Consider the following 24,020-nt stretch of genomic DNA (forward strand, 5'->3'; position numbering starts at 1 on the left):
TTCCCCCATGATCGTCGCGAAGACGGCGGCGGAGCTCACGAGGAGGGGGCGCGCGATGGACCGGATCGAGGACGCGAACGGGAGCGGGACGATCGCGGCGGCCATGGCCGCGCTCGAGGAGGAGCGCAGCCGGCAGGCCCCGCCCCGCATGGTCGACGACCTCTTCGGCCGCACCCCGAGCGAGGACCTCGACCGCTACGCACCCAGCGAGCTCGCGGCGCTCGCCGCCGCCGCCTACGACCACCTGCGCAAGCCCTGCCCCGACGTTGGCGGCGTGCCCCGCCACGACCTCGTCGTCGTCGATCGCGAGCTCTCCGGGAGCGGCTCCGGCCACGGCCGCGAGATCACCCTCGTCGAGGCCGTGAACGGCGACATGCCCTTCCTGCTCGATTCGACGCTCGCCGAGATCGTCGACCAGGGCTACGAGCCGCGCCTCGTGGCGCATCCGATCCTGACGGTGCGCCGCGACGCCGAGGGGCGGCTCGTCGAGCTGCTCGGCCCCTCCCGCGGGGCGACGCCCGAGGGCGCGATCCGCGAGAGCCTCATCCACATCCATCTCGACCGCCTCGACGACGAGGCCCGCGAGCGGCTGCGCACGGCGCTCGAGCGGGTCTATTCGGACGTCGCGGTGGCCGTCTCGGACTGGGGCCCCATGCGCGAGCGCCTCGCAGGCGCCATCGCGCGCTACCGCCAGGCACCTCCTCCCCTCCCCGCCGACGAGACGAAGGAGGCGCTCGCCTTCCTCGACTGGATCGCGGCGGACAATTTCACGCTGCTGGGCGTGCGCGAATACAGCTTCCCCGACGGCGACGTCGCCGCCGCGCCGATCGAGGGATCGGGGCTCGGCATCCTGCGCGATCCCGCCGTGAAGGTGCTGCGGCGCGGGCGCGAGCTCGTGGCCATGACGCCGGAGGTGCGCGCCTTCCTGCAGAAGCCCTCCGCGCTCATCATCACCAAGGCGAACGTGAAGTCGAGCGTCCATCGCCGGGCGCATCTCGACTACATCGGCATCAAGCTGTTCTCGGACACGGGCGAGGTCGCGGGCGAATTGCGCGTCGTCGGCCTCTTCACCGCGAGCGCGTACATCGAATCCACCGACGACGTGCCGGTGCTGCGCCTCAAGCGCGAGAAGATCCTCCAGCGCGCCCAGTTCGATCCGCAGAGCCATGCGGGCCGCGCGCTGATCAACGTGCTGGAGAACTTCCCGCGCGACGAGCTCTTCCAGGTCGACGAGGAGACGCTCTACGCCTTCGCGCTCGAGATCATGAACCTGTCGGATCGCCCGCGCGTGCGCGTGCTGGCGCGGCCCGACGAGTTCGACCGCTTCGTCTCCGTCCTCGTCTTCATCCCCAAGGATCGCTACGACACGCAGGTGCGCCGCAAGGTCGGCGAGTTCCTGGCGGGCATCTACCAGGGCCGCGTCTCCGCCGCCTACCCCGCCTATCCGGAAGGGCCGCTCGCGCGCACGCACTACATCATCGGCCGCGAGGAGGGCGAGACGCCCCGCGTCGCGCGCCAGACGCTGGAGGACGGCGTCGGCACGATCGTGCGCACCTGGGGCGACGCGCTGCGCGACGTGCTGCGCGAGGAGATCGGCGGACCGCGCGCCCGTACGCTCGGCGCGCGCTACGCGGACGCCTTCAACGCCGCCTATCGCGAGGCCTTCTCGGCCCGCGAGGCGATCCGCGACATCCTGATCACCGAGCGCATCTCCGCCGAGCGGCCGCGCGCCGTCGATCTCTACCGCCGCGAGGGCGACCCGGAGACGCGCATCAACCTCAAGGTCTTCTCCCGCGGCGCCGGCCTGCCCCTCTCCGAGCGCGTGCCGCTGCTCGAGAACCTCGGCTTCCACGTCGTCAACGAGCGGACCTATCGCGTCGTCCCCGCCGGCTCGCGAGAGGACGAGCGGGTCTGGCTCCACGACATGACGCTGACCCGCGCCGCCGGCGGGCCGATCACGATCGAGCGCATCGAGAAGCCCATCGAGGCGGCGCTGCTCGCGCTGTTCCGCGGGCTCGCGGAATCGGACGGGTTCAACAAGCTGGTGCTGGAGGCCGAGCTCGGCTGGCGGGACGTCGCCATGGTGCGCGCGCTGGCGCGCTACCTGCGCCAGGTGCGCATCGCCTACGGGCAGGACTACCTCGCCACGACGCTCGCGCGCCATCCGCGGATCGCGGCGGCGATCGTCGCCTATTTCTACGCCCGCTTCGACCCGCGCGTCTCCGACAAGCGCCCCCGCGAGGAGGCGGAGGCCGAGGCTCGCGGCGCCATCGAGGAGATGCTCTCCGAGGTCCAGAGCCTCGACGACGACCGCATCCTCAGGCGCTTCGTCAACCTCGTCGAGGCGGCGCTGCGGACGAACTACTTCCAGATCGAGCGCGGCGGGCACCCCCGCCGCACCATCGCCTTCAAGTTCGCCTGCGCCAAGGTCGAGGCGATGCCGCTGCCGCGGCCGCTCTACGAGATCTTCGTCTATTCGCCCCGCGTCGAAGGCGTGCACCTGCGATTCGGCAAGGTGGCCCGCGGCGGGCTGCGCTGGTCCGACCGGCCGCAGGACTTCCGCACGGAGGTGCTCGGCCTCGTCAAGGCGCAGCAGGTCAAGAACGCCGTCATCGTGCCGGTCGGCGCCAAGGGCGGCTTCGTGCCCAAGCGTCTGCCGCCGATGAACGAGGACCGGCAGGCCTGGTTCGAGGAGGGGCGCGCGAGCTACGAGGTCTTCATCGACACGCTGCTCGAGCTCACCGACAACATCGTGGGCGACGACATCCGCCCGCCGCCGGACACCGTGCGCCACGACGGCGACGACCCCTATCTCGTGGTCGCCGCCGACAAGGGCACCGCGACCTTCTCGGACACGGCCAACGCCATCTCGCTGGAGCGCGGCCATTGGCTCGGCGACGCCTTCGCCTCCGGCGGCTCCAACGGCTACGACCACAAGGGCATGGGCATCACGGCGCGCGGCGCCTGGGAGGCGGTGAAGCGCCATTTCCGCGAGATGGACGTCGACATCCAGTCGCAGCCCGTGACGGTGGCGGGCGTCGGCGACATGTCGGGCGACGTCTTCGGCAACGGCATGCTGCTCTCGCACGCGATCAAGCTCGTCGCCGCCTTCGACCATCGCGACATCTTCATCGACCCGAACCCCGACCCGGAGACGTCCTTCGCCGAGCGCCGGCGGATGTTCGATCTCGGCCGCTCGTCCTGGGCGGATTACGACAAGAGCCTGATCTCGAAGGGCGGCGGCGTGTTCTCGCGCAGCCTCAAGGCCATCCCGCTCTCCGCCGAGATGCGCGCGCTCCTCGACCTCGACCAGGCGAGCGCCACCCCCTTCGAGGTGATGCGCGCGATCCTGCGCATGCGCGTCGACCTGCTCTGGTTCGGCGGCATCGGCACCTACATCCGCGCGGTGGGCGAGAGCGACGAGCGGGTGGGCGATCGCGCCAACGACGCGATCCGCATCACCGGCTCCGAAGTGCGCGCCCGCGTGATCGGCGAGGGCGCCAATCTCGGCGTGACCCAGCTCGGCCGAATCGAGGCGGCGCAGGCGGGGGTTCGGCTCAACACCGACGCCATCGACAATTCCGCGGGCGTGAACACGTCCGACGTCGAGGTGAACATCAAGATCGCGCTCGACACGCCGCTGCGCGACGGGCGCCTCGAGCCGGAGGCGCGCAACGCGCTCCTCGCCGGCATGACCGAGGAGGTCGGGCGCCTCGTCCTGCGCAACAACTACCTCCAGACGCTCTCGATCTCGCTCGCCGAGCGGCGCGGGGCCGGCGACATCGGCTTCGTGCGGCGCCTGATGCAGGGGCTCGAGCACGAGGGCCGCCTCGACCGCGCGGTGGAGGAGCTGCCCGACGACGCGAGCCTGATCGCCCGCGCCGAGGCGGGACGCGGCATGACGCGCCCGGAGCTCGCCGTGCTGCTGGCCTACGCCAAGCTCCAGCTCTACGACCAGCTGCTCGCGAGCGCGGTGCCGGACGATCCCTATCTCGGTCGCGAGCTCGACCGCTATTTCCCGCAGGCGCTGCACGAGCGCTTCGCCGACGCGATCGCGAGCCATCGCCTGCGCCGCGAGATCATCGCCACGCAGCTCTCCAACGCCATCGTCAATCGCGGCGGCCCCACCGTCATCGCCCGCCTCGCGGACGCGACGGGTGCCGACGCGCCGACCATCGCGGCGGCCTACGCGGCGGCGCGCGACTCGTTCGGCCTCGTCGAGCTCAATGCCGGCGTCGACGCGCTCGACACGAAGATCGCCGGCGCGCTGCAGCTCGCGCTCTACGCCGAGCTCGAGGAGCTCGCGATGAACCGCATCGGCTGGTTCATCCGCAACGTCGACCTCGATCTCGAGCCGCTGGACGCCATCGTCGGGCGCTTCCGCGAGGGCGTCGTGGCCGTGGAGGCCGCCCTCGTCGACTGCCTGCCGGACGCCGCACAGGCGCTGTGGCGCGAGCGGACGGAGGCGCTCACGGCGCAAGCCGTGCCCGATGCGCTCGCGAGCCGGCTCGCGGCGCTGCCGATCCTCGTCGCGGCGCCGGACATCACCCTCATCGCCGAGGAGGCGCAGCGCTCGCTGCGCGACGTCGCGGCGACCTATTTCGCGCTCGACGAGACGTTCCGCCTCGGCACGCTCGCGGCGCAGGGACGCGACGTGGCGATCGCCGACTATTACGACCGCCTCGCCCTCGAGCGCGCGCTCTCGGGCGTCGCCGACGCGCATCGCCGGCTCACCGCCGAGATCGCCCGCGAGCAGGGCTCCGGGCGCGAGGCGGTGGAGGCGTGGTGCGCGAGCCGGCCGGACGTGACGCGCATCCGCACCGCGGTCGACGGCATCGTCTCCTCGGGCCTGACGCTCTCGAAGCTGACGGTGGCCGCGAGCCTGCTCGGCGACCTCACCCGCGACTGAGCCGCTTTCACCACGCGTTAACCGGTGCGTGCCCATTCTGGCACATGCGCACGCACCGGACCCTCACGCGCCCCGACGCGACGGCGCTCCCGGCGCCGCCTCGCCTGGCGCGCACGCTCCTCGCCTGCCTCGTCCTCTCGCTGACCGTGCTCGCCGCGCCCGTCGAGGCGCGCCTCGACGCGCTGCCGGAGATGGTCCAGCGCCGGGCGCTCGCCATGGTCGACGCCTGCCAGCGCGCGGGCGGCAGCCCGGGCGACCCGATGATGGCGATCGAGCGCGTCGACCTCACCGGCAACGGCCGCCCGGATCTCGTCCTCGACGAGAACCGCTTCGATTGCCACGGGCGCCAGTCCATGCACTGCGCGCCCATCGGCTGCGAGACCTTCGTCTTCGTGGACCAGCGCTGGACCGGCTGGAAGCAGATCCTCAGCGTGGTGGGCTCGTACTGCATCGAGTACGGCGAGCGCCCGCCGCGCTTCGTCACCATCCAGCGCAACTTCACCTTCGACGGCGGCTCGGAGATCCTCAACGTCCGCTATCGCTTCACCCGCGGCATGTATCTCCAGGACGGGCGTGGGAGTTGCTGAGCCGCCGCATGCACCTCACCCCCCGCGCACCAGCGTCGTGATACCGTCCACCGCGAACTGCACCGCGAGCGCGGCGAGGATCACGCCGAGCAGGCGGGTCAGCACGATGTTGCCGGTGACGCCGAGCAGCTTCGAGACGCGCTCGGCGACCAGGAAGGCGAGGAAGCAGGTGGCCACGCACACGGCGATGACGGCGACGAGGGCCGCCTGCATCGCCGGTTCGCCGGCCGCGCGTCCGGCGAGCAGGATCACCGCCGTGATGGCGCCGGGTCCCGCCATCAGCGGGATAGCCAGGGGGAAGGCGGCGACGTTGCGCACGTGGTCGAGGGTGATCGCCGTTTCCGCCGTCTCGCGCTTGCGCTCCGAGCGCCCGCCGAAGATCATCTCGAAGGCGATGTAGAAGAGCAGGATGCCGCCGGCGATGCGGAAGGCGGGGAGCCCGACGCCGAGCGCCTGCAGCAGCAATTCGCCGCCGAAGCCGAAGAACAAGAGGATCGCGAAGGCGATGAGGCAGGCGCGCACGGACACGCCGCGGCGCTGCTCCTTCGTCATCCCGTTCGTCACCGACAGGAAGATCGGCGCGAGGCCCGGCGGATCGAGCGTGACGAGCAGCGTCACGAAAGCGGCCCAGAGGAAGTCGGCGTCGATCATGGAGCCTCGGCGGCGAGGGAATGCGTCGGCCGGGCTTAGCCGAAACACTGCGCCCCGTCGACCTCGCGTCGGGTCCGTGCCACAGTCGCGCTTTCCCTCCCCGAGTGCCCCCGCGGAGCCGCGTCTCATGGCCTTCACGATCCGTGACCAGATCTCGCTTCCCGGCTCGCCCGCGCGGCCCAACGAGGACGCGTGCGGGGCGGCGGGGGACTTCGCCTGGGTGATCGACGGCGCGATTCTGCCGGGCACCGAGCCGATCATGGACGCGCCGTCCGACGCCGCCTGGCTCGCGGGCTTCGCGAGCGCGCGCTTCGCCGCCCTCGCGCCCCACGCGCAAGACCCCGCGCAGCTGACGCTCGCCGTGATCGAGGAGGCGCGCGCGGGCTTCCTGGAGCGCGTCGAGACGAGCGGGCGCAGCGAACGGATGGAACGCCACACCTGGCCCGTGGCGGCGCTGACGCTGGCGCATCGCCGCATCGGGCGGCTCGACACGCTCACCATCGCCGACACGATCGCCTATGTCCGCGACGAGGCGGGCGCGGTCTACACGCTGGGCGAAGCGCCGGACCTGCGCCGGGCCGAGAGCGCGCTCGCCGCGCGGCTGATGCGCGAGACCGGCGCGGACGTCGAGACCATGCGCACGACGCAGGCCTATCGCGAGGACAGCGAGCGCCGGCGCCGGGCGCAGGTCGCGAGCGCGCCCGCCGTGTTCGGGCTCCATCCCGACGCCGTGGCGCTCGCCGAGCGCGGCTCCGTCACGCTCGACGGTGACGCGCTGGTGCTGCTGGCGAGCGACGGCTTCTCGGCGCTGGTCGAGCTCTACGAGGACATGGACGTCGCCGCGATGATGGCCCGCGCCGCCGAGGAGGGGCTCTCTTCGCTCGCCGCGCGGCTGCGGGAGATCGAGACGCGGATCGACCCGTCGGGACACCTCTATCCGCGCTTCAAGCGCTCCGACGACGCCACCGCGATCCTGGTGGAGGGGTCCTTCTGACGCGTGCGTGCGCGGGGCAGGACCAGCACGGCCCGCAGGCCGGGCTCGGCGTCCTCGAGCCGCAGCGTCCCGCCGTGCAGGCGCGCTACCGCGGCGACGAGGGAGAGGCCGAGCCCGAAGCCCGGGCGCGTGCGCGCGGTCTCGAGCCGCACGAAGCGCTCCAGCACCCGCTCCCGATCGTCCGCCGGTATGCCCGGCCCGCGATCGCGGACGCTGACCACGACGTTCTCGCCCACGCGCTCCGCCGTCAGCGTCACGGGCGCACCGGGCGCGGCCTCGCTCGCGTATTTCAGCGCGTTGTCGATGAGGTTGGCGAGCGCCTGGCCGAGCAGCTCGCGCGAGCCGACGAGGGGCAGCGCGTCCGCGATGCGCAGCTCCAGCGGCACGCCCGCTTCCTCGGCCACCGCCTCGTAGAGCTCACCCACGCCTCGCGCTATCTCGGCGGCGTCGACCTCGGCGAGGGGCGCCTCCGCATTGCCGGCCTCGAGCCGCGCGATCATCAGGAGGGCGTTGAAGACGCGGATGAGGTCGTCGCTCTCCTCGATGGTGCGCTCCAGCGCCGCGCGCAGCGCGTCCGGGCTGTCGGCGGTGCGCAGCGCCTCGTCGGCGCGGGCGCGCAGGCGCGCGAGCGGGGATTTCAGGTCGTGGGCGATGTTGTCGGAGACCTGGCGCATGCCCTCCATCAGCTCGCCGATGCGCTCGAGCATGGCGTTGAGGCTCTGCGCCAGCCGGTCGAGCTCGTCGCCCGAGCCCGAGACGCCGAGGCGCCCGGAGAGATCGCCCGCCATGATGGTCTTCGTCGTCGCCGTCATCGCCTCGATGCGCCCGAGCACGCGCTTCGAGACGAGCCAGCCGCCGAGGAAGCCGAGCACGACGAGGACGAGGAGCGACCAGCCGAACGCGCCCCAGATCGCCTCCACGAGGCGGTCGCGCTCGCCCATGTCGCGCCCCACGAGCAGGCGAAAGCCGCCGGGCAGGACGAAGACGCGCACGAGCGCGCGATGCACGGCGACGCCGCTCTCGTCCTCGGCGGTGAGGCGCGCGTATTCGATGGCGCGCTCGCCGGGCACGTCGAGGGTGCCCGGCGAGACCGAGACGACGTTGCCGGTGATGCGCTGCCCCTGCGGCGTCGTGAACAGGTAGACGGAGGCGCCGGGCGCCTGCGCGCGGCGCTCCACCGCGCCCGCGAGACGCCGGAGCCCACCGCGGCGCCAGACCTGCTCGAGCTCGGCGATCTCCGCCTCGATGGTCTCCACCATGCCGCGCGTCATGATCCGCTCGGCGCTCCAGGCGACGTAGCCGAGCGCGAGCACGATCGAGAGGGCGAAGATGCCGAGATAGACGAGCGACAGGCGAAACGCCGTCGTCGACAGGAGCTTGCGCAGGCCGGCCGCTCCAGCGCCGATGCCCGCCCGCGCGCTCACTCGCCCGCCCCGCGCAGCCGGTAGCCGGCGCCGCGCACGGTCTGGATCAGCGCCTGGTCGAAGCCCTTGTCCACCTTCGCCCGCAGGCGTGAGACATGGACGTCGATGACGTTGGTCTGCGGGTCGAAATGGTAGTCCCAGACGTGCTCCAGCAGCATGGTGCGCGTGACGACGCGGCCGGCGTTCTTCATCAGGTATTCGAGCAGCCGGAACTCGCGGGGCTGCAGCTCGATCTCCGTGCCCGCGCGGGTGACGCGCCGCGCCAGGCGGTCGAGCTCGAGATCGGCGACCCGATAGCTCGTCGGCTCGGCCTGCGCCGGCGCCGCGCCGCGCCGCGCCAGCACCTCGATGCGGGCGAGGAGCTCGGAGAAGGCGTAGGGCTTGGGCAGGTAGTCGTCCCCGCCCGCGCGCAGGCCCTTGACGCGATCGTCCACCTGTCCGAGCGCGGAGAGGATGAGCACAGGGGTCGCCACGCCCTGCTCACGCAACGAGCGGATGAGGGAGAGCCCGTCGAGCTTGGGCAGCATGCGATCGACGACGAGGATGTCGTAATCGCCGCTCTCGGCCAGCGCATAGCCGTCGAGCCCGGTCTCGGCTTGATCGACGGCGTGCCCCTCCTCGCGCAGGCCCTTGGCGAGGAAGGCCGCCGCCTCGCGGTCGTCTTCGACGATGAGGATCTTCATGGCGTGCAGGAGATAGTCATCGCGCGCCCGCGCGCCAATCGCCGCCTGCTCATCGCCCGCGCCCCACCAGCGCGAACCAGCCGTCCTCGTCGAGGACCTGGAGGCCGAGCTCCTGCGCCTTCTTCAGCTTGGAGCCGGCGCCAGGCCCCGCGACGACGATGTCGGTCTTGGCCGAGACGGACCCCGCCACCTTGGCGCCGAGCCGCTCGGCCATGGCCTTCGCCTCGTCGCGCGTCATCTGCTCGAGGGTGCCGGTGAAGACGACGGTCTTGTCGGCGACGGGGCTGTCGGTGGCGATGGTCTCCTGGAGAGGCGTCGGCGTCACCTCCGCCAGGAGCGCGTCGAGCATGTCCTCGTTGTGCTTCTCGCGGAAGAACTCCACCAGCGCGTCCGCCACGACGGCGCCGATGCCGTTGATGTCGATGAATTCCTGGTAGGCCGCCGCATCCTCGTTCGCGGCGCGCAGCGCCGTCTCGCGCAGGGTCTCGAACGTCCCGAAATGGCGCGCCAGCAGCTTCGCGCCGGTCTCGCCGACATGGGGGATGCCCAGCGCGAAGACGAAGCGGTTGAGCTCGACCTCGCGCCGCTCGGCGATGGCCGCGAAGAGGTTTCGCGCCGATTGCGGGCCCCAGCCCTCGCGGGTCTCGAGCTTGGTGAGGCTGCGGGCGTTGCGCACCTCCAGCGTGAAGATGTCCTGCGGGCTCATGACGAGCCCCTCGCGGTGGAAGTCCTCGATGCGCTCCGCGCCCAACCCCTCGATGTCCATGGCGTTGCGCGAGACGAAGTGCTTGAGGCGCTCCACCGCCTGCGCCGGGCAGATCAGCCCGCCGGTGCAGCGGCGCACGGCGTCCTCGCGGCCGGTGCGGGGGTTCACCTCGCGCACGGCATGGCTGCCGCAGGCGGGGCAGACGGTCGGGAAGACGTAGGGCTGCGCCTCCGGCGGGCGCTTCTCGACGACGACGTCGACGACCTTGGGGATGACGTCGCCGGCGCGGTAGACCTTCACCGTGTCGCCGACGCGGATGTCGCGTCCCTCGCGGATGGCCTCGCCGTTCCCGCCGATGCCCTTGATGTAGTCCTCGTTGTGCAGCGTCGCGTTGGAGACGACGACGCCGCCCACCGTCACGGGCCTGAGCTTCGCCAGCGGGTTCAGCGAACCCGTGCGTCCCACGTTGATCTCGATGGCCTCCACCACCGTGAAGGCCTCCTGGGGCGGGAACTTGTGGGCGAGCGCCCAGCGCGGCGCGCGCGACACGAAGCCGAGGCGCTCCTGCAGCGCGAGGTCGTCGACCTTGTAGACGACGCCGTCGATGTCGTAGCCGAGATCCGGCCGCTCCTCCTGGATGCGCCGGTAATGGGCGAGCATCTCGTCGAGATCGGCGCAGCGCACCATCAAGGGGTTCGTGCGAAAGCCCCATGCCTCGAAGCGCCGCACGGCCTCGTATTGCGTCGGCGCCGGCGGGGGCATGGCGCCCCAGGCATAGGCGAAGAACTTGAGCGGTCGCTCGGCGGTGACGCGCGAATCGAGCTGGCGCAGCGAGCCGGCCGCGGCGTTGCGCGGGTTGGCGAAGAGCGGCTTGCCGGCCTGTGCCTGGCGCGCGTTGATCGCCGCGAAATCGGCGTGCGAGAGATAGACCTCGCCGCGCACCTCCACCTCCCCGCCCTGCGGGATCTCGGCGGGAATGTCGTCGACGGTGCGCGCGTTGGCGGTGACGTCCTCGCCCTCCGTGCCGTCACCGCGGGTGGCGGCGGTGACGAGGCGCCCGTCCTCGTAGCGCAGCGAGAGCGAGAGCCCGTCGATCTTCGGCTCGGCGGTGAAGACCGGCGTCTCCGCGAGGTTCAGGAAGCGCTTCACGCGCCCGACGAACTCGCCCACCTCTTCGTCGTCGAAGGCGTTCTCCAGCGAGAGCATGGGGACGCGGTGGCGGACCTTGGCGAACTTCTCCGCCGGCTTCGCGCCCACCGCGGTCGAGACCTCCGCCTCGCCGATCAGCTCCGGAAAGCGCTGCTCGATCGCCGCGAGCCGCCGGCGCAAGGCGTCGTACTCGGCGTCGGAGACGGTGGGCGCGTCCTCCTGATGGTAGCGCACGTCGTGCCCGGCGATCTCGTCGGCGAGCCGCTGATGCTCTTTCTTCGCCTGCCGGGCGGTGAGAGCCTCCGGGGCGAGATCGGCATAGGAGACGGGCGTGCGGGCCATGGGGGAACTCGGGCGCGGGAACCGGGGGCAGCCGCGGGAGAGCGGCCCGCCTGTTCTAGCGCGGCGCGGGCGGCTCGGGAATGCGCTTCGGCACGGTGACCGCGGCTTCGGCCGTCGTTTCGGCTTCGCCGAACACGCCTTCCGGCGTGCCCCGTCCGTCACGCCGCTGCGCGGCGCGCCACCTTCCCCTAAAGGGAAGGAGAATGGCGTAGCCGCCTTTCGCACTCTCCCTGTCGGGGAGGGGAAAGCTCGCGAAGCGAGCCAGGGGTGGGCCCGTCGCGTGACGCGAGCCCCTACACCCCGCGCAGCGCCGCCTCCGCCGTCTCCAGCGGCAGCATCAGCATCTCCTCGTCCTGCTCCATCCGCGCGAAGCCGAAGGCACGGTAGAAGTCGCGGGCGGGGGCCTCGACGGCGCGGGCGAGGATCGCGCGGATGCCGAGATCGGCGCTCGTCGCGACGATGCGATGGAGCGCGTCCATCAGGAGATCGGCGCCGAGCCCGCGGCCCTGCCAGGGGGAATCGACGGCGAGCCGGCGCAGGATCGCCACCGGGACGGGTTCGGATCGGGCCGCCAGCGGATCGAAGCCGTCGCGCGTGGGGCGGCTCTCCGCCTCGGGCGCGCACACGAGCCCGAGGGCGAGGCAGAAGAAGCCCGCGACCCGGCGATCCGAACAGACCGCGAAAGTCCGCGCGCCGCGGGAATCGCGCCTGAGCGAGCGGCGGCGGATCCAGTCGTCGAGGACGGGGTCGCCGCAGGCGAAGGCGCCCACCTCGCATTCAGCGTTCATGCGGCCCGGCGCCGTGAGCGGCGCGGCGAGCAGGCTCTCCGAGACGGTCTTGTGCATGTCACGCCTCCCAGGCCGGCCGGCGCCGCATCAGCGCGACGAGGCGCGGATGCGCCGCGGGCGGCGTGTCCAGCGCGTCGAGGAAGGCCGCGTGGCGCGAATCGTCCAGGCCGAACAGCCGCTCGTCGATGAGCACGTCCACCGCTCGGGAGCGTGCGCTCTCGAGGATGAACTCGGACCGCGTCTTCCCCAGGGAGGAGGCGGCCTTGTCGATGAGGTCGCGTGTGCGGGCGGGCGCGCGCACGTGGATCGTCGTCTCCCGCCGCACGCCGTCCGCCCGCGCGGCGCGTCTCGGCCCGTCCATCGCACTGCCCTCCGCTCCTGACACTTCAAGATGTCGCGTCAGGTTGACACAGCTTGCGGAACTTCGGGCCGGACGTCAACAATGGGATGCGTGCATCCCCGGGAAAACGCAATGAAGCGGGCGCCCCTCCCCCGCTCGTCCCCTTCCCGTCTTCGCGAACCCGCGCGTTTCCCGCGCCCGCGCGGCGCGCTAGGGTCGCGCCATGACCACACGATCCGATGCCATCGCCCGCGCGGCCGCGCATTTCGACGAGGGCGGCTTCGCCGAGACGCTGGCGCGCCTCGTCGCCATGCCCACCGAGAGCCAGAACCCCGCGTGCGCAGCGGCGCTCGAGGCCTACCTCACCGACGCCATGCGCCCGGCCTTCGAGGCGCTCGGCTTCGAGGTCGCGATCGTCCGCGACCCGGCCGCGCCGGCGCCGTTCCTCATCGCACGGCGTCGGGAGGGCGCCGATCTGCCCACCGTGCTCGGCTACGGCCACGGCGACACCGTGCGCGGGCAGGACGAGCGCTGGGCGGCGGGCCTCTCGCCCTGGACGCTGGTGGAGCGCGACGGCGCCTATTGGGGGCGCGGCACCGCCGACAACAAGGGCCAGCACGCCATCGACATGGCGGCGCTCGCCGCCGTGATCGAGACCCGCGGACGGCTGGGCTTCAACGCCACCTTCCTCGTGGAGATGGGCGAGGAGACGGGCTCGCCGGGCCTTCGCGAGATCGCCCGCACGCATGCGGCGGATCTCGCGGCGGACCTCCTCGTCGCCTCCGACGGGCCGCGCCTGTCGAAGGATCGCCCGACGCTCTTCCTCGGATCGCGCGGGGGATACCCGATCGATTTCGTGGTGGAGGCGCGCGAGGGCGCGCATCATTCGGGAAATTTCGGCGGCCTTCTGGCCAACCCGGCGATCGAGCTCGCCCATGCACTCGCCTCGCTCACGGGCCCGACGGGGTCGATCCGCATCCCGGAATGGACGCCGGGTGCGGTGCCGGACGCGGTGCGGCGTGCGCTCGCCGACATCGTGCCCGAGCAGCAACCCGGCGGGCCCGCGCTCGACCCCTGGTGGGGCGAGCCGGGCTTGAGCCCGGCGGAGCGCGTCTTCGCCTGGTCGTCCTTCGAGATTCTGGCCATGCATGCCGGCGTGCCGGAGGCGCCGGTGAACGCGATCCCCGGCCGGGCGTGGGCGCGCGGGCAGCTGCGCTTCCCCGTCGGCGTCGATCCGGACGGGGTGATCCCGGCGCTGCGCCGGCATCTCGATGCGCACGGCTTCGAGCGCGTCGCGGTTTCGCGCGCCCGCGAGGAGGTGTTCCCGGCGACCCGCACGGACCCGGACCACCCCGCGGTGGCGTTCTGCGCGCAGAGCCTCGCGCGCACCGCAGGCGCGCCGCCGGCGATCCTGCCGAACCTCGGCGGATCGCTGCCCAACGACGTCTTCGCCGATCTCCTCGGCATGCCCACCGTGTGGGTGCCGCATTCCTATCCGGGCTGCTCGCAGCACGCGCCGAACGAGCACCTGCCCACGTCGATCGCCCGCGAGGGGCTCATGCTGATGGCGGGGCTCTACTGGGACCTCGGCGAGCCCGGCGCCCGCGAGCGCATCCGCGGCACGGCCTGACGAGAAGAGCCCGCGCTCTCCTCCGGGGAGAGCGCGGGCTCGGAACCGTCAGTCCTTGGTGCTGACCGTGTAGGCCGGGGGATCGGAGGCGGGGAAGCTCTCCTCCATCGCCTCGTCGATCATGTCCTCCTGCTCCTTGCGCGTATGCGACTCGGGCGTCAGCCCCGCCTGCTGGCGATCGGGAGCGGGCTTGTCCTTCGGGTCCGGCTCGCCGCCGGGCTTGGTGGGCTTGTCGTCGGTCATGTAATCTCCCCTTCCGCGGGTGAGCGCCGCGCGACGCGGCGTGTGGAACGACAACGCGCGAGGACGGGGCCGGGGTTTCGCACGATCTCGCGAGGATGCGCGAAGGCGGGTTTTGGAGGATGCGTGCGCGCGTCGAAAGACATCACCGGCTGCATTTTTGATTGAGAATGCCCGCTCCCACAGCTACACCGGCTTCCGGTGCCGAGAGCCAGGAAGCCAAGTGGAAGACCTCAGCTACGCTGATTGGCAGGAATTGCGACGGAGCGCTCGCCACTTCGTAGCGGTCCGAAGCCAGACGCGATTCCCTGGGCTTCAGGTCGGGCCGATCGATTATGAGGCGACCACGGCTGCAGCGCGGACGTGGCCCCGATTGGAGCGTCGCGTCACTTGGGATTGGAAGGGCATCACGAAGAATCGCGAAACCAAGCGAATCGATGCTGCTTTCTGGGTGGATGAAGAATTGTGCGGACTGAGCTACGGGCTCGTCACGTCGCGCGGAGCGACATTGACACGCTTGGAAGGCAGTCCACGTGAGAACCACCCACTCAAGGGATATGTAACGGACTTGGCGATAGCGTTGCTCGAAGCCGTCTCTCTCGCCGTCGAGGCTCCGCGAACTCTGCTGCAAGACCCGGATCCGAACCTCATCGAATGGTACCGCCGGTTCGGATACGAGCGAGTGGCGCAGCCCGAGCTGACGCGTTATCTTGTAAAAGAGAGGCGCAAGGTATGACGAAGGCGACGAAGAAAGTGACCGGTCGAGCGGCGAAGCGCATGCGTGGCATGCGCGGCGGACGCATGACGTCGTCCCATGTTTCTTCTGTTCCGCCGCGCCCGAAGCTCCGGAAGAAGCCTGATGCTCCCCGCTCGCCGGCGCTGGCGGGCGCTCTCGCCCGTCTCGATGCCGCGCCCGACGACTTCCTGAGCTGGGTCGGTACGGGGCAGCCATGGCCCGGTGAGGGCCCCGAGGTTCTCGGCGACGACGAGCGCGGCTGAACCTTCCCGCGCTGAGCCTGCTGCTCCCCGACCCCGGTCACCCCACAACCAACCCCTCCATCATCGCCCGCGTCTCCCCCTCGAACGCGATCGGCTTTCGCGTCGCCTCGTCGATGGCGACGCACACGCCCTCGGCCTTCGCGGCGCGCGTGTCGCCGGAGAGGATCGCCTGGGAGAGCGTAAAGGACGTCCGGCCGAGCCGCGAGAGCCAGGTCAGCGTCTCGACCTCGCCGGGATAGTGCAGCTCGGCCTCGAACTCGATCACGAGCTTGACGATGACGAAGGCGACGCCCCGCCGCTCGACGCTCGGCAGGCGCTCGCGCAGGAAGGTGACGCGGCCCGATTCGCACAGGGTCGCGTAGACCACGTTGTTGACGTGGCCCAGCGCGTCGCAATCGGAGAAGCGCAGCACGTCGCGGGCGTGCGCGACGCGCGGGTCGGCGCGCAGAGCGGCGATGTCGGGAGTGTCGGTCATGCGCGCGGCTCAGCCGAGGTTCAGCTCGCGGAAGAAGTCGTTGCCCTTGTCGTCGATGACGATGAAGGCGGGGAAGTTCTCCACCTCGATCTTCCAGATCGCCTCCATGCCGAGCTCGGGATATTCGAGCACCTCGACCTTCTTGATGCAGTCCTGCGCGAGCCGCGCCGCCGGGCCGCCGATGGAGCCGAGATAGAAGCCGCCGTGCTTCTGGCAGGCTTCCCGCACCTGCGAGGAGCGGTTGCCCTTGGCGAGCATCACCATGGAGCCGCCCGCCGCCTGGAACTGGTCGACGTAGCTGTCCATCCGCCCCGCCGTCGTCGGGCCGAAGGAGCCCGACGCGTAGCCCTCGGGCGTCTTCGCGGGGCCGGCATAGTAGACCGGGTGGTTCTTGAAATAGTCCGGCATCGGCTCGCCCCTCTCCAGCCGCTCGCGGATCTTGGCGTGGGCGAGGTCGCGGGCGACGATCATCGGGCCCGTGAGCGACAGGCGCGTGCGGATCGGGTGCTTCGTCAGCGTTCCGAGGATCTCCGGCATCGGACGGGTGAGGTCGATGTGCACGACGTCGCCGCCGAGAGACGCCTCGTCCACCTCCGGCATGTACTTGGCCGGGTTGGTCTCGAGCTCTTCCAGGAAGACGCCGTCCTTCGTGATCTTGCCCAGCGCCTGGCGGTCGGCCGAGCAGGACACGCCGAGCCCGATGGGCAGCGAGGCGCCGTGGCGCGGCAGGCGGATCACCCGTACGTCGTGGCAGAAATACTTCCCGCCGAATTGCGCGCCGACGCCGAGCGACTGCGTCATCGCGTGGATCTCGCGCTCCATCTCCAGATCGCGGAAGGCGTGGCCGGCCTCCGACCCCTGCGTGGGCAGCGCGTCGAGATAGCGGGTCGAGGCGAGCTTCACGGTCTTGAGCGTCTGCTCCGCGCTCGTCCCGCCGATGACGATGGCGAGGTGGTAGGGCGGGCAGGCGGCCGTGCCGAGCGTGAGGATCTTCTCCTTCAGGAAGGCCGTCATCCGGTCCTTGGTCAGGAGCGAGGGCGTACCCTGGTAGAGGAAGGTCTTGTTGGCCGAGCCGCCGCCCTTGGCGACGAAGAGGAACTTGTAGGCGTCCTCGCCCTCCGCGTAGATGTCGATCTGCGCGGGCAGGTTCGTCTTGGTGTTCCTCTCCTCGAACATCGAGACCGGCGCCAGCTGCGAGTAACGCAGGTTGCGCTTCTCGTAGGCGCCGAGCACGCCCTCGGCGATGGCGTCCTCGTCGCCGCCCTCGGTCCAGACGAGGCGGCCCTTCTTGCCCATGACGATGGCGGTGCCCGTGTCCTGGCACATGGGCAGCACGCCGCCCGCGGCGATGTTGGCGTTCTTGAGGAGGTCGTAGGCGACGAAGCGGTCGTTCGACGTGGCCTCCGGATCCTCGAGGATCGAGGCGAGCTGCTTCAGGTGGCCGGGACGGAGCAGGTGGTTGATGTCCATGAAGGCCTGCTCGGCGAGCCGGCGGATGGCGTCGGGCTCGACGACGAGGATCTCGCGCTCGCCCATGCGCTCCACGCGCACGCCCTCGTCCGTCAGCTTGCGATAGGGCGTCGTGTCGGGCCCGAGCGGGAAGAGGTCGTTCTTGCCCGCCGGTGCGCCGTGCGCGGTCGCATCGGTGGCGGAGGGGATGTCCCGGGAAGCGGTCTCGACGGCCATGGCTCTCGCGTTCGTTCTCGTCGCGGCCGGCGCGGCCGCCTGTCTCGACGCGTCTTAGAGCTTTCTCGGTCTCGTTCCAAGCCGGCGAAAGGGCTGAGGCGCGCCGATGCGCCCCGCTCATCCGCGCCAGCGCAGGAGCCGCCGCTCCAGCGCGCCGATGCCGGCGCTCACCAGGAGGCCGAGCACGGAGAGGATCACCACGCCCGCGAAGAGCCGCTCGAGATCGTAGAGCGCTCCCGCCTCCAGGATGTAGGCGCCGATGCCGTAGCGCGCGCCGAGCATCTCGGCGGCCACCAGGAGCACGATGCCGATGGCGAGCGAGACACGCAGCCCCGAGAGGATGCCGGCGAGCGCATCCGGCAGGACGACGCGGGTGACGATGCGCAGCCACGGCACGCCGAAGCTCTGCGCCATGCGGATGAGCCCGCGATCGACGCCGTCCACCGCGCCGAAGGTGGCGACGACGGTGGGCGTGAAGGTGCCGAAGGCGATGAGCGCCACCTTCGAGCCCTCGCCGATGCCGAACCAGATGACGAAGAGCGGCAGGAGCGCGATCTTCGGGATCGGGAACAGCGCCGAGACCAGCGGCACGAGCCCCGCGCGCGCCAGCGTGAACAGCCCGATGGCGAAGCCGACGAGGATGCCCGCGCCGCAGCCGACGAGCGAGCCCATGGCGAGGCGGTAGAGCGAGGGGCCGAGATTCTGCCACAAGAGCCCCGTCTCAACGAGCCGCCACAGCGTCTGCGCCACCGCCGAGGGCGGCGGCATGGTGAGCGAGGAGATCACGCCCGTGCGGGTGCCGACCTCGAAGAAAGCGATCAGCGCCACGAAGACGACGAGCCCCGCCCAGCGGTTTCGCCCCGGCGCGAAGCCGCCGCCGCGGAAGGGCACGGGGCGCGCATCCGCCTCGCGGGGCTGGCGGGCGGGCGAGAGATCAACCATCGACGAGCTCCCTGTCGGCGTCGATCGCCTCGTCGCGCAGGAGCGACCAGAGCCGCGCCTGCACCCGCTCGAGCTCCGGATCGTCCGGCCGGCGCTCGGAAAGCGGCGTGTCGATGGCGACGATCTCGCGGATGCGGCCGGGCCGGCGCGACATGACGGCGACGGCATGGCCGAGCCGCACGGCCTCGGCGAGATTGTGCGTGACGTAGACCGCGGTAAACGGCGCGCGGGTCCATAAGCCCACGAGATCCTCCATCAGGATCTCGCGGGTCTGGCTGTCGAGTGCCGAGAGCGGCTCGTCCATCAGGAGCACCGCCGGGCGCACGGCGAGCGCCCGGGCGATGGCGACGCGCTGGCGCATGCCGCCCGAGAGCTGGCGCGGCCAGGCCTCGGCGAAGTCGGCGAGCCCCGTGCGGGCGAGCACGTCGGCGACGATCTCCGCGCGCTCGGCCTCCGATAGGCGATGGTGGTCGAGGACGAAGCGCACGTTCCCCTCGACGCTCGCCCAGGGCAGGAGCGCGAAGTGCTGGAAGACGAAGGTCAGCTCGTTGAGGCAGCCCGACGGCGGGGCGCCGACGAGCTCGATCGCGCCCGAGGTCGGCCGCTCGAGCCCACCCATGAGCCGCAGCAGCGTCGACTTCCCGCAGCCGGAGGGGCCGACGAGGCAGAGGATCTTCCCCGCCGGCGCCACGAGATCGATGTCGGAGAGCACGGCGAGCCCGCCATAGGCGTGGCTCGCGTGCCGAACGCGGATGTCCAAGGTGCGGCGCTCGCTCAGAAGGTCGCGACGAAGGACGGGTCGATCAGCATCTCCTCCGTCACGTCGGCCGGCACCATGCCCTCGGCCTTGAACCAGTCGAGCTGGTCGCGCACCGAGGAGACGGACAGGCCGAGGTCGCGGTTGATGCGCATCGAGGTCGTCGTCATCGTCTCGAGGAAGCGCTCCGCCGGCACGTCGGGGGAGACGTACTGGCCGACGAGAGCGGCGAGCTCCGCCTGCTCCTCGGCGTTCGCCGTCTTGTCGACGAAGGCGGCGTTGTAGTCGTTCACGCCGCGCGAGAGCGCACGCAGGAAGGCTTCCGCACGGGCGCGATCGTCGTTGGCGATGGCGCTCGAGGTGAAGACCGTCGTCACCTGGTAGTCGGGCGCGTATTGCGACATGTCGGCGATCTTCTTCGCCTGGCCCTCGGCGAGGAGGCGGTTCGAGATCGAGGGCACGATGGCCCAGCTGTCGATCTGGCCCGACCCGAGCGCGGCGACGATGGTGCCCACCTTCTGGAGCGGGCGCATCTCCACCTGCGCGATATCGAAGCCCTCACCGCGCGCGACGCGCGAGAGCATGTAGTGGAAGGACGAGCCCGCCGTCGTGATGCCGAACGTGTGCCCGGGCAGCGCGGCCGCCGTCGTCAGGCCCGAATCGTAGGCCTGGTTCGAGGCGAGGACGACCTGGCCGGGGATGCCCGGCTCCTCGGCGAGCGCGCCGCCGATCACCTTCACCGCGCCGCGCTGGGCGAGGCTGACGAGCCCGCCCGAGATCGCCGTCACGCCGAAATCGGCGTCGCCGGACGCGATCGCCACCGCCATGGGCTGCGCCGCCTCGAAGAACACGAGCTCGACCTCGAAGCCTTCCTCCGCGAAGTACCCGCGCTCGTAGGCGATGTAGTTCGGCGCGTGGCTGGTGAGGCGCAGGACGCCCAGGTTGAGCGGGGTCGCGGCGCGGGCGCGGCGCGGCAGGAAGGGCAGCGTCGAGGCGGCGCCGATCCCGGCGAGGACCGAGCGGCGGGTGGTGGCGAGCGTGGTCACGGACGTTTCCTCGTCTTGTCTTTCGGGCGCGGGAGCTTAGCCCTGATGACGCTGGGTTCACACCCCCGTTTTTCGCGTGGGTTACGCGAGGATCGTCTGCGCGCGACGGAACCGCGGCCGGAGCTCGGCCGTTTCTCGTCGGCGATGTACCGGCAGAGAACGCACGCGCCGAAAGCGCGCCGCCGGCCGATCGCGGACACGGGAGGACGCAATGCACAATCGAGCGATCACGAGAACGGCGACCGCCGTCGGCGCCCTCGTCGCAGGCAGCCTCGTAGCCGGTGCCCCGGCTCTCGCGCAGCAGGCGGGCATGAACACGACGAGCCTCGCCCACGAGGTCGTCCTGTCCGACCTGAACATCCCTTGGGACATGGCCTTCCTCGACGACGGGACCATGTTCTTCACCGAGTTCTGCGAAGGCCTCTCCGTGAGGCTCCCCTCCGGCGAGGTGAACGCGCTCCTCGGTATGGGCGACACGGAGGGCTACCCCCAGAACGCCGACGACCTGTTCTGCGAAGGGCAGGCCGGCATGAACGGCGTCGCCGTCGATCCGAGCTTCGCCGAGAACCGGCGCATCTACGTCTATGCGGCGTCGAACATGTCGGACCCGCAGACGAACCGCGTGCTGCGCCTGACCGTGAACGAGGACTTCACCGGCGTCTCGGACCGCACCGACATCGTCGACGACATCCCCTTCAAGGTGGCGGCGACGGATCATCCGTTCGGCAGCCCGGGCGCGCACAACGGGGGGCGCATCCGCTTCAATCCCGGTGACGGCTACCTCTACGTCACGACGGGCGACAACCACAACAGCGCCATTCCCCAGAGCCCGACCATGATGGGCTCGAAGGTGCTGCGCATCGACACCGACGGCAACGCCGCCCCCGACAACGCCCCGCCCGAGGGCTTCGACCCACGCACCTACACCTACGGGCACCGCAACGTGCAGGGCATCGCCTTCCACCCGGAGACGAACGCCGCGCTCATCGTCGAGCACGGCCCGTGGCATTCCGACGAGATCACGGTCCTCGCGAACGGCGGCAACGGCGGCTGGGACCCGCGCCCGAACATGGCCGGGCGCGGCGATTGCCCGGACGATTATTGCGGCTACATGCCCAACCAGATGGAGGGGATGAACCGGTTCGAGCGCGCGGCCTTCATGCCGATGACCGACTTCGAGACCTATCCCGACGCCATGCCGCCGATCTGGGAGAACAACGGCTGGTCCCAGGGCTCGGCGTCCGCCGCCTTCCTGGAAGGCGAGGCCTGGGGCGAGTGGGAGAACGCGCTCGTCGTCGGCATCATGGGCATCGGCTTCGGCGGCACGCCCATCGGCCAGCGCATCGACGTGGTCCAGCTCGACGAGAGCGGCACGGCGGTGGAGGACGTCACCGAGATGACGCTGCCCATGCCGCAGGGGCGCTTCCGCTCCCTCGTCATGGGTCCCGACGGCAGCCTCTACGCCGCCGTGGACGAGGGCATGATCCACAAGCTCACGCCGGGCATGTGATCCGCCCGCGCGCAGGACGCGCGACGGCCCCGCGGCCGGGAGGCTGCGGGGCCGTTTTCGTATTTCGATGCGGCGGTTTCTCAATGCGTCAGGCGCAGCCGGGAGATCTGCCCGCCGATGTGCTTCATCGCTTCCCCGAGCTCGGCCGCGTTGGCGGCGTCGTAGAAGGCACCGCCGTTCATCGACGAGCATTCCTCGAGGAGCTCCTTCACGTCGACGTCCGTCACCTCGAAGGCGATGGTGTAGAGCGTGATGTCGGAGGCCTCGTCCGCCGCCATGTTGCGGCAGGTCGCCCGCAGGACGTCGTCGGCATCCTCGCTGTCTTGGCCGCCATGCTCGGGATAGGTCGCCGAGCGCGTGTTCCGGCCGTCGGTGACGAGCACCATGTAGCGCTCCACCACCGCACCCGGGCGGCTCTCGCGCGCGGCGATCGGCGCATGCGGCGTCAGCGTCCGCCAGCCCCACATCAGGCCCGCCGGGATGTAGGTCTCGCCGTCCGTGCGCAGGCTGCGGATGTGCGCCTTGGCGCTCGCGAGGTTCGTCGTCGGCTCGAGGATGGGCGAGCCGCAGGAAACGTTCATGAGGCCGGGCACGCGGATCGAGTAATTGCCGTCCTGCGTGTCGTTCGGCGCGTTGCGCGAGCCGACGCAGCCGTTCCAGCGCACCCATCCGCCACCGCGCGTGCGGCACTGCTCGACCATGCCATCGCCGTGGATCGGCGTGCACTGCTCGACCCAACGGGCCGGCCGCGCCTCGCTTCCGCACTGGTAGGCGCGCCCGTCGTCGTAGCAGGTCCGCGGGCGTGCGGGCCGCGCGGGCTGGAGCACGCGTTGGCATTGCCGGCCGACGACCTCGCGCACCATCTCGCAGGTGCGCGTGCTCGGCCGCTCGTAGTCCGACGGCACGTCGAGCCAGGGCTGCATGCGGTTGCCGAGGCCGACGTTGACGTATTGCCCGAACGGGACGACCGAGACGCGGACCTGGTCCGTCGCGCCGCGGCGCGCGGTGATGTCGTCGATGAGCTGCGTCGTCGTCTCCTTGAGGACGTCGAGGCGCGCGCCCTCCATCGAGCCGGTCGTGTCGAGCACGAAGGCGATGTCGAAGACTTCCTCGCGCCCGCTCGTCGCGCGTGATTCCACGGAGACGTCCATGTCGCGCACGCCGACGACGCCGAGGAAGCTCGTCGGCGTATCGGCCGCGAGCGTGACGCGCACGGCCACCTCGCGCCCGTTCTCCATCACCGGCGTGATCTCGGGGCGGTAGGCGACGCCGGGATAGGCGCGCAGCTGGCTCTCGACGACGAGCAGCGCCTCCTCCTTGCGGACGTCGAAATCCTCGGTGCCGGCCGCCGCGACGAGGGCGGCGGAATCCGCCACCTTCTGCAGCTCCGCCCGAAGGCTCGTCGCCCGCGAATAGTCCACGGTCGCGCCGGCGGCGCCGATCAACGGGATGAGCGCGAGCGCGAACGCGATCGCCACGCCGCCGCGACGGTCCCGAACGAATGTCTTCACTGAATGACGCATGGCTCACCCCTATGGGAGGTCTTCGGAAGACCATTGGGGGCGGTTCGTTTCGGATTTATTGATTCGAAATGACAGAGAGCATCTCGTCAAATTGATAGTAAACGTATGTTTAGAACAATTGCCGACAAATCGCGCCAAGAGGATAGTGCTGCTTCCTCTGCGACTTTGCGCGTCGGATTCGTAGCAGCATGTTGAGGTGAAACGAGATCGGCTCTTGGCGCACGAGGTGGCGACATCAGGAGCGCCGCGCAGCGCAGGCCAGCGGGCCGCCGTTGGCGCCTCGGCGGACAGCATACCAGCCGTTCCAAACAGCGAGGAGGGCCTCGTTCGGCTCGCACTCCTCGATCAAACTAGGAACACACCGGGTCCAACTTTCGCCGATAGGACCGACCCGGCGGGACCTTTCGGGAGAAAAGCGCAATGATCTCAAGGGTGTTTTTCAGTAATGGTGCCCAGGGACGGAATCGAACCGCCGACACTGCGATTTTCAGTCGCATGCTCTACCAACTGAGCTACCTGGGCGCTCCGGACGGCGGGCCGTCCGTGTTGGTGGAGGGGGTATAGCCAGGAGCGCGGGGCCGCGCAACCGCTTTTTGGGGCGTCCCGCGCAATTCGCGAGCCGGCTCCCGAGAGCCGGCG

General features: G+C 70.7%; 20 protein-coding genes and 1 tRNA gene. 7 read left to right on the forward strand and 14 right to left on the reverse strand.

Translation table 11 applies throughout. From position 1 onward, the window contains the following. Positions 1-55 precede the first annotated feature (55 nt). Both IEX89_RS05815 and IEX89_RS05820 read left to right on the forward strand, forming a co-directional pair. Positions 56-4,909 (forward strand): NAD-glutamate dehydrogenase, encoded by a 4,854-nt coding sequence (locus IEX89_RS05815; protein ID WP_188910579.1) that lies wholly within the window; start codon positions 56-58, stop codon positions 4,907-4,909. 44 nt (positions 4,910-4,953) lie between these two features. After that, entirely contained in the window at positions 4,954-5,496 is a 543-nt protein-coding gene (locus IEX89_RS05820; protein ID WP_188910581.1) for a hypothetical protein, read from the forward strand. Between the two features lie 15 nt (positions 5,497-5,511). Here IEX89_RS05820 and IEX89_RS05825 read toward each other — a convergent pair whose 3' ends face one another. Beyond that, complete coding sequence (locus tag IEX89_RS05825; protein WP_188910583.1) at positions 5,512-6,147, reverse strand: MarC family protein; 636 nt, start codon at positions 6,145-6,147, stop codon at positions 5,512-5,514. Positions 6,148-6,274: 127 nt separating this feature from the next. Here IEX89_RS05825 and IEX89_RS05830 point away from each other — a divergent pair, with 127 nt between their 5' ends. Then, positions 6,275-7,141, forward strand: a complete 867-nt coding sequence (locus IEX89_RS05830; protein WP_188910585.1) for a protein phosphatase 2C domain-containing protein — start codon at positions 6,275-6,277, stop codon at positions 7,139-7,141. On the opposite strand, the gene IEX89_RS05835 is transcribed toward IEX89_RS05830, so the two are convergent. From IEX89_RS05835 to IEX89_RS05855, 5 genes are all read right to left on the reverse strand, one after another. Then, positions 7,081-8,565 carry a HAMP domain-containing sensor histidine kinase gene (locus tag IEX89_RS05835; protein ID WP_188910588.1) on the reverse strand — a complete coding sequence of 495 codons (1,485 nt, stop codon included), beginning with the start codon at positions 8,563-8,565 and terminating at the stop codon, positions 7,081-7,083. The two genes, IEX89_RS05830 and IEX89_RS05835, sit on opposite strands and share 61 nt — an antisense overlap. Then, positions 8,562-9,248 (reverse strand): response regulator transcription factor, encoded by a 687-nt coding sequence (locus IEX89_RS05840; protein WP_188910590.1) that lies wholly within the window; start codon positions 9,246-9,248, stop codon positions 8,562-8,564. Before IEX89_RS05840 ends, IEX89_RS05835 begins: the two co-directional genes overlap by 4 nt. Before the next feature lie 49 nt (positions 9,249-9,297). Then, positions 9,298-11,445: an NAD-dependent DNA ligase LigA gene (gene ligA, locus IEX89_RS05845; RefSeq protein WP_188910592.1), complete on the reverse strand. Its 2,148-nt coding sequence runs from the start codon at positions 11,443-11,445 to the stop codon at positions 9,298-9,300. 293 nt (positions 11,446-11,738) lie between these two features. After that, a complete protein-coding gene (locus tag IEX89_RS05850; protein WP_188910594.1) occupies positions 11,739-12,290 on the reverse strand; it encodes a GNAT family N-acetyltransferase in 552 nt (183 codons plus the stop codon). A gap of 1 nt (position 12,291) precedes the next feature. Next, positions 12,292-12,594, reverse strand: a complete 303-nt coding sequence (locus tag IEX89_RS05855) for a type II toxin-antitoxin system TacA family antitoxin (RefSeq protein ID WP_188910596.1) — start codon at positions 12,592-12,594, stop codon at positions 12,292-12,294. 202 nt (positions 12,595-12,796) lie between these two features. Here IEX89_RS05855 and IEX89_RS05860 point away from each other — a divergent pair, with 202 nt between their 5' ends. Continuing rightward, positions 12,797-14,203, forward strand: a complete 1,407-nt coding sequence (locus IEX89_RS05860; RefSeq protein ID WP_188910598.1) for a M20 family metallopeptidase — start codon at positions 12,797-12,799, stop codon at positions 14,201-14,203. 48 nt (positions 14,204-14,251) lie between these two features. Here IEX89_RS05860 and IEX89_RS05865 read toward each other — a convergent pair whose 3' ends face one another. Further along, positions 14,252-14,446, reverse strand: a complete 195-nt coding sequence (locus IEX89_RS05865) for a hypothetical protein (RefSeq protein ID WP_188911021.1) — start codon at positions 14,444-14,446, stop codon at positions 14,252-14,254. A gap of 220 nt (positions 14,447-14,666) precedes the next feature. Between IEX89_RS05865 and IEX89_RS05870 the strand changes: the two genes are divergently transcribed. Next, positions 14,667-15,179, forward strand: a complete 513-nt coding sequence (locus tag IEX89_RS05870) for a hypothetical protein (RefSeq protein ID WP_188910600.1) — start codon at positions 14,667-14,669, stop codon at positions 15,177-15,179. Beyond that, positions 15,176-15,442 (forward strand): hypothetical protein, encoded by a 267-nt coding sequence (locus IEX89_RS05875; RefSeq protein ID WP_188910602.1) that lies wholly within the window; start codon positions 15,176-15,178, stop codon positions 15,440-15,442. The genes IEX89_RS05870 and IEX89_RS05875 overlap by 4 nt, the downstream gene beginning before the upstream one ends. 37 nt (positions 15,443-15,479) lie before the next feature. On the opposite strand, the gene IEX89_RS05880 is transcribed toward IEX89_RS05875, so the two are convergent. The 5 genes from IEX89_RS05880 to IEX89_RS05900 all read right to left on the reverse strand — a co-directional run bounded on the left by IEX89_RS05880 (position 15,480) and on the right by IEX89_RS05900 (position 20,348). Next, positions 15,480-15,917 carry an acyl-CoA thioesterase gene (locus tag IEX89_RS05880; RefSeq protein ID WP_188910604.1) on the reverse strand — a complete coding sequence of 146 codons (438 nt, stop codon included), beginning with the start codon at positions 15,915-15,917 and terminating at the stop codon, positions 15,480-15,482. A 9-nt stretch (positions 15,918-15,926) separates the two neighbouring features. After that, a complete protein-coding gene (locus IEX89_RS05885; RefSeq protein ID WP_188910606.1) occupies positions 15,927-17,603 on the reverse strand; it encodes a fumarate hydratase in 1,677 nt (558 codons plus the stop codon). A 117-nt stretch (positions 17,604-17,720) separates the two neighbouring features. Beyond that, positions 17,721-18,545: an ABC transporter permease gene (locus IEX89_RS05890; protein WP_188910608.1), complete on the reverse strand. Its 825-nt coding sequence runs from the start codon at positions 18,543-18,545 to the stop codon at positions 17,721-17,723. Next, positions 18,538-19,305 (reverse strand): ABC transporter ATP-binding protein, encoded by a 768-nt coding sequence (locus IEX89_RS05895; protein ID WP_188910611.1) that lies wholly within the window; start codon positions 19,303-19,305, stop codon positions 18,538-18,540. Before IEX89_RS05895 ends, IEX89_RS05890 begins: the two co-directional genes overlap by 8 nt. A 14-nt stretch (positions 19,306-19,319) precedes the next feature. Further along, positions 19,320-20,348, reverse strand: a complete 1,029-nt coding sequence (locus IEX89_RS05900) for an ABC transporter substrate-binding protein (protein WP_188910613.1) — start codon at positions 20,346-20,348, stop codon at positions 19,320-19,322. A 211-nt stretch (positions 20,349-20,559) separates the two neighbouring features. On the opposite strand from IEX89_RS05900, the gene IEX89_RS05905 reads away from it, so the two are divergent. Beyond that, complete coding sequence (locus IEX89_RS05905; protein ID WP_188910615.1) at positions 20,560-21,858, forward strand: PQQ-dependent sugar dehydrogenase; 1,299 nt, start codon at positions 20,560-20,562, stop codon at positions 21,856-21,858. Positions 21,859-21,938: 80 nt separating this feature from the next. Here the strand turns inward: IEX89_RS05905 and IEX89_RS05910 are convergent, their stop codons facing one another. Further along, complete coding sequence (locus IEX89_RS05910; RefSeq protein WP_188910617.1) at positions 21,939-23,336, reverse strand: VWA domain-containing protein; 1,398 nt, start codon at positions 23,334-23,336, stop codon at positions 21,939-21,941. A 491-nt stretch (positions 23,337-23,827) separates the two neighbouring features. After that, positions 23,828-23,903: transfer RNA gene (locus tag IEX89_RS05915), tRNA-Phe, on the reverse strand. Positions 23,904-24,020 lie beyond the last annotated feature (117 nt).

The organism is Salinarimonas ramus (assembly GCF_014645695.1).
In the GTDB taxonomy this organism is placed as follows: Bacteria; Pseudomonadota; Alphaproteobacteria; order Rhizobiales; family Beijerinckiaceae; genus Salinarimonas; species Salinarimonas ramus.

Excerpts from the sequence above, each read along its gene's own strand:
- IEX89_RS05860 (WP_188910598.1), top strand. The coding sequence starts at position 12,797 with ATGACCACACGATCCGATGCCATCGCCCGCGCGGCCGCGCATTTCGAC.
- IEX89_RS05820 (WP_188910581.1), top strand. The coding sequence starts at position 4,954 with ATGCGCACGCACCGGACCCTCACGCGCCCCGACGCGACGGCGCTCCCG.
- IEX89_RS05840 (WP_188910590.1), bottom strand. The coding sequence starts at position 9,248 with ATGAAGATCCTCATCGTCGAAGACGACCGCGAGGCGGCGGCCTTCCTC.
- IEX89_RS05885 (WP_188910606.1), bottom strand. The coding sequence starts at position 17,603 with ATGGCCGTCGAGACCGCTTCCCGGGACATCCCCTCCGCCACCGATGCG.
- IEX89_RS05865 (WP_188911021.1), bottom strand. The coding sequence starts at position 14,446 with ATGACCGACGACAAGCCCACCAAGCCCGGCGGCGAGCCGGACCCGAAG.
- IEX89_RS05905 (WP_188910615.1), top strand. The coding sequence starts at position 20,560 with ATGCACAATCGAGCGATCACGAGAACGGCGACCGCCGTCGGCGCCCTC.
- IEX89_RS05890 (WP_188910608.1), bottom strand. The coding sequence starts at position 18,545 with ATGGTTGATCTCTCGCCCGCCCGCCAGCCCCGCGAGGCGGATGCGCGC.
- IEX89_RS05880 (WP_188910604.1), bottom strand. The coding sequence starts at position 15,917 with ATGACCGACACTCCCGACATCGCCGCTCTGCGCGCCGACCCGCGCGTC.
- IEX89_RS05875 (WP_188910602.1), top strand. The coding sequence starts at position 15,176 with ATGACGAAGGCGACGAAGAAAGTGACCGGTCGAGCGGCGAAGCGCATG.
- ligA (WP_188910592.1), bottom strand. The coding sequence starts at position 11,445 with ATGGCCCGCACGCCCGTCTCCTATGCCGATCTCGCCCCGGAGGCTCTC.
- IEX89_RS05815 (WP_188910579.1), top strand. The coding sequence starts at position 56 with ATGGACCGGATCGAGGACGCGAACGGGAGCGGGACGATCGCGGCGGCC.
- IEX89_RS05830 (WP_188910585.1), top strand. The coding sequence starts at position 6,275 with ATGGCCTTCACGATCCGTGACCAGATCTCGCTTCCCGGCTCGCCCGCG.
- IEX89_RS05825 (WP_188910583.1), bottom strand. The coding sequence starts at position 6,147 with ATGATCGACGCCGACTTCCTCTGGGCCGCTTTCGTGACGCTGCTCGTC.
- IEX89_RS05850 (WP_188910594.1), bottom strand. The coding sequence starts at position 12,290 with ATGCACAAGACCGTCTCGGAGAGCCTGCTCGCCGCGCCGCTCACGGCG.
- IEX89_RS05855 (WP_188910596.1), bottom strand. The coding sequence starts at position 12,594 with ATGGACGGGCCGAGACGCGCCGCGCGGGCGGACGGCGTGCGGCGGGAG.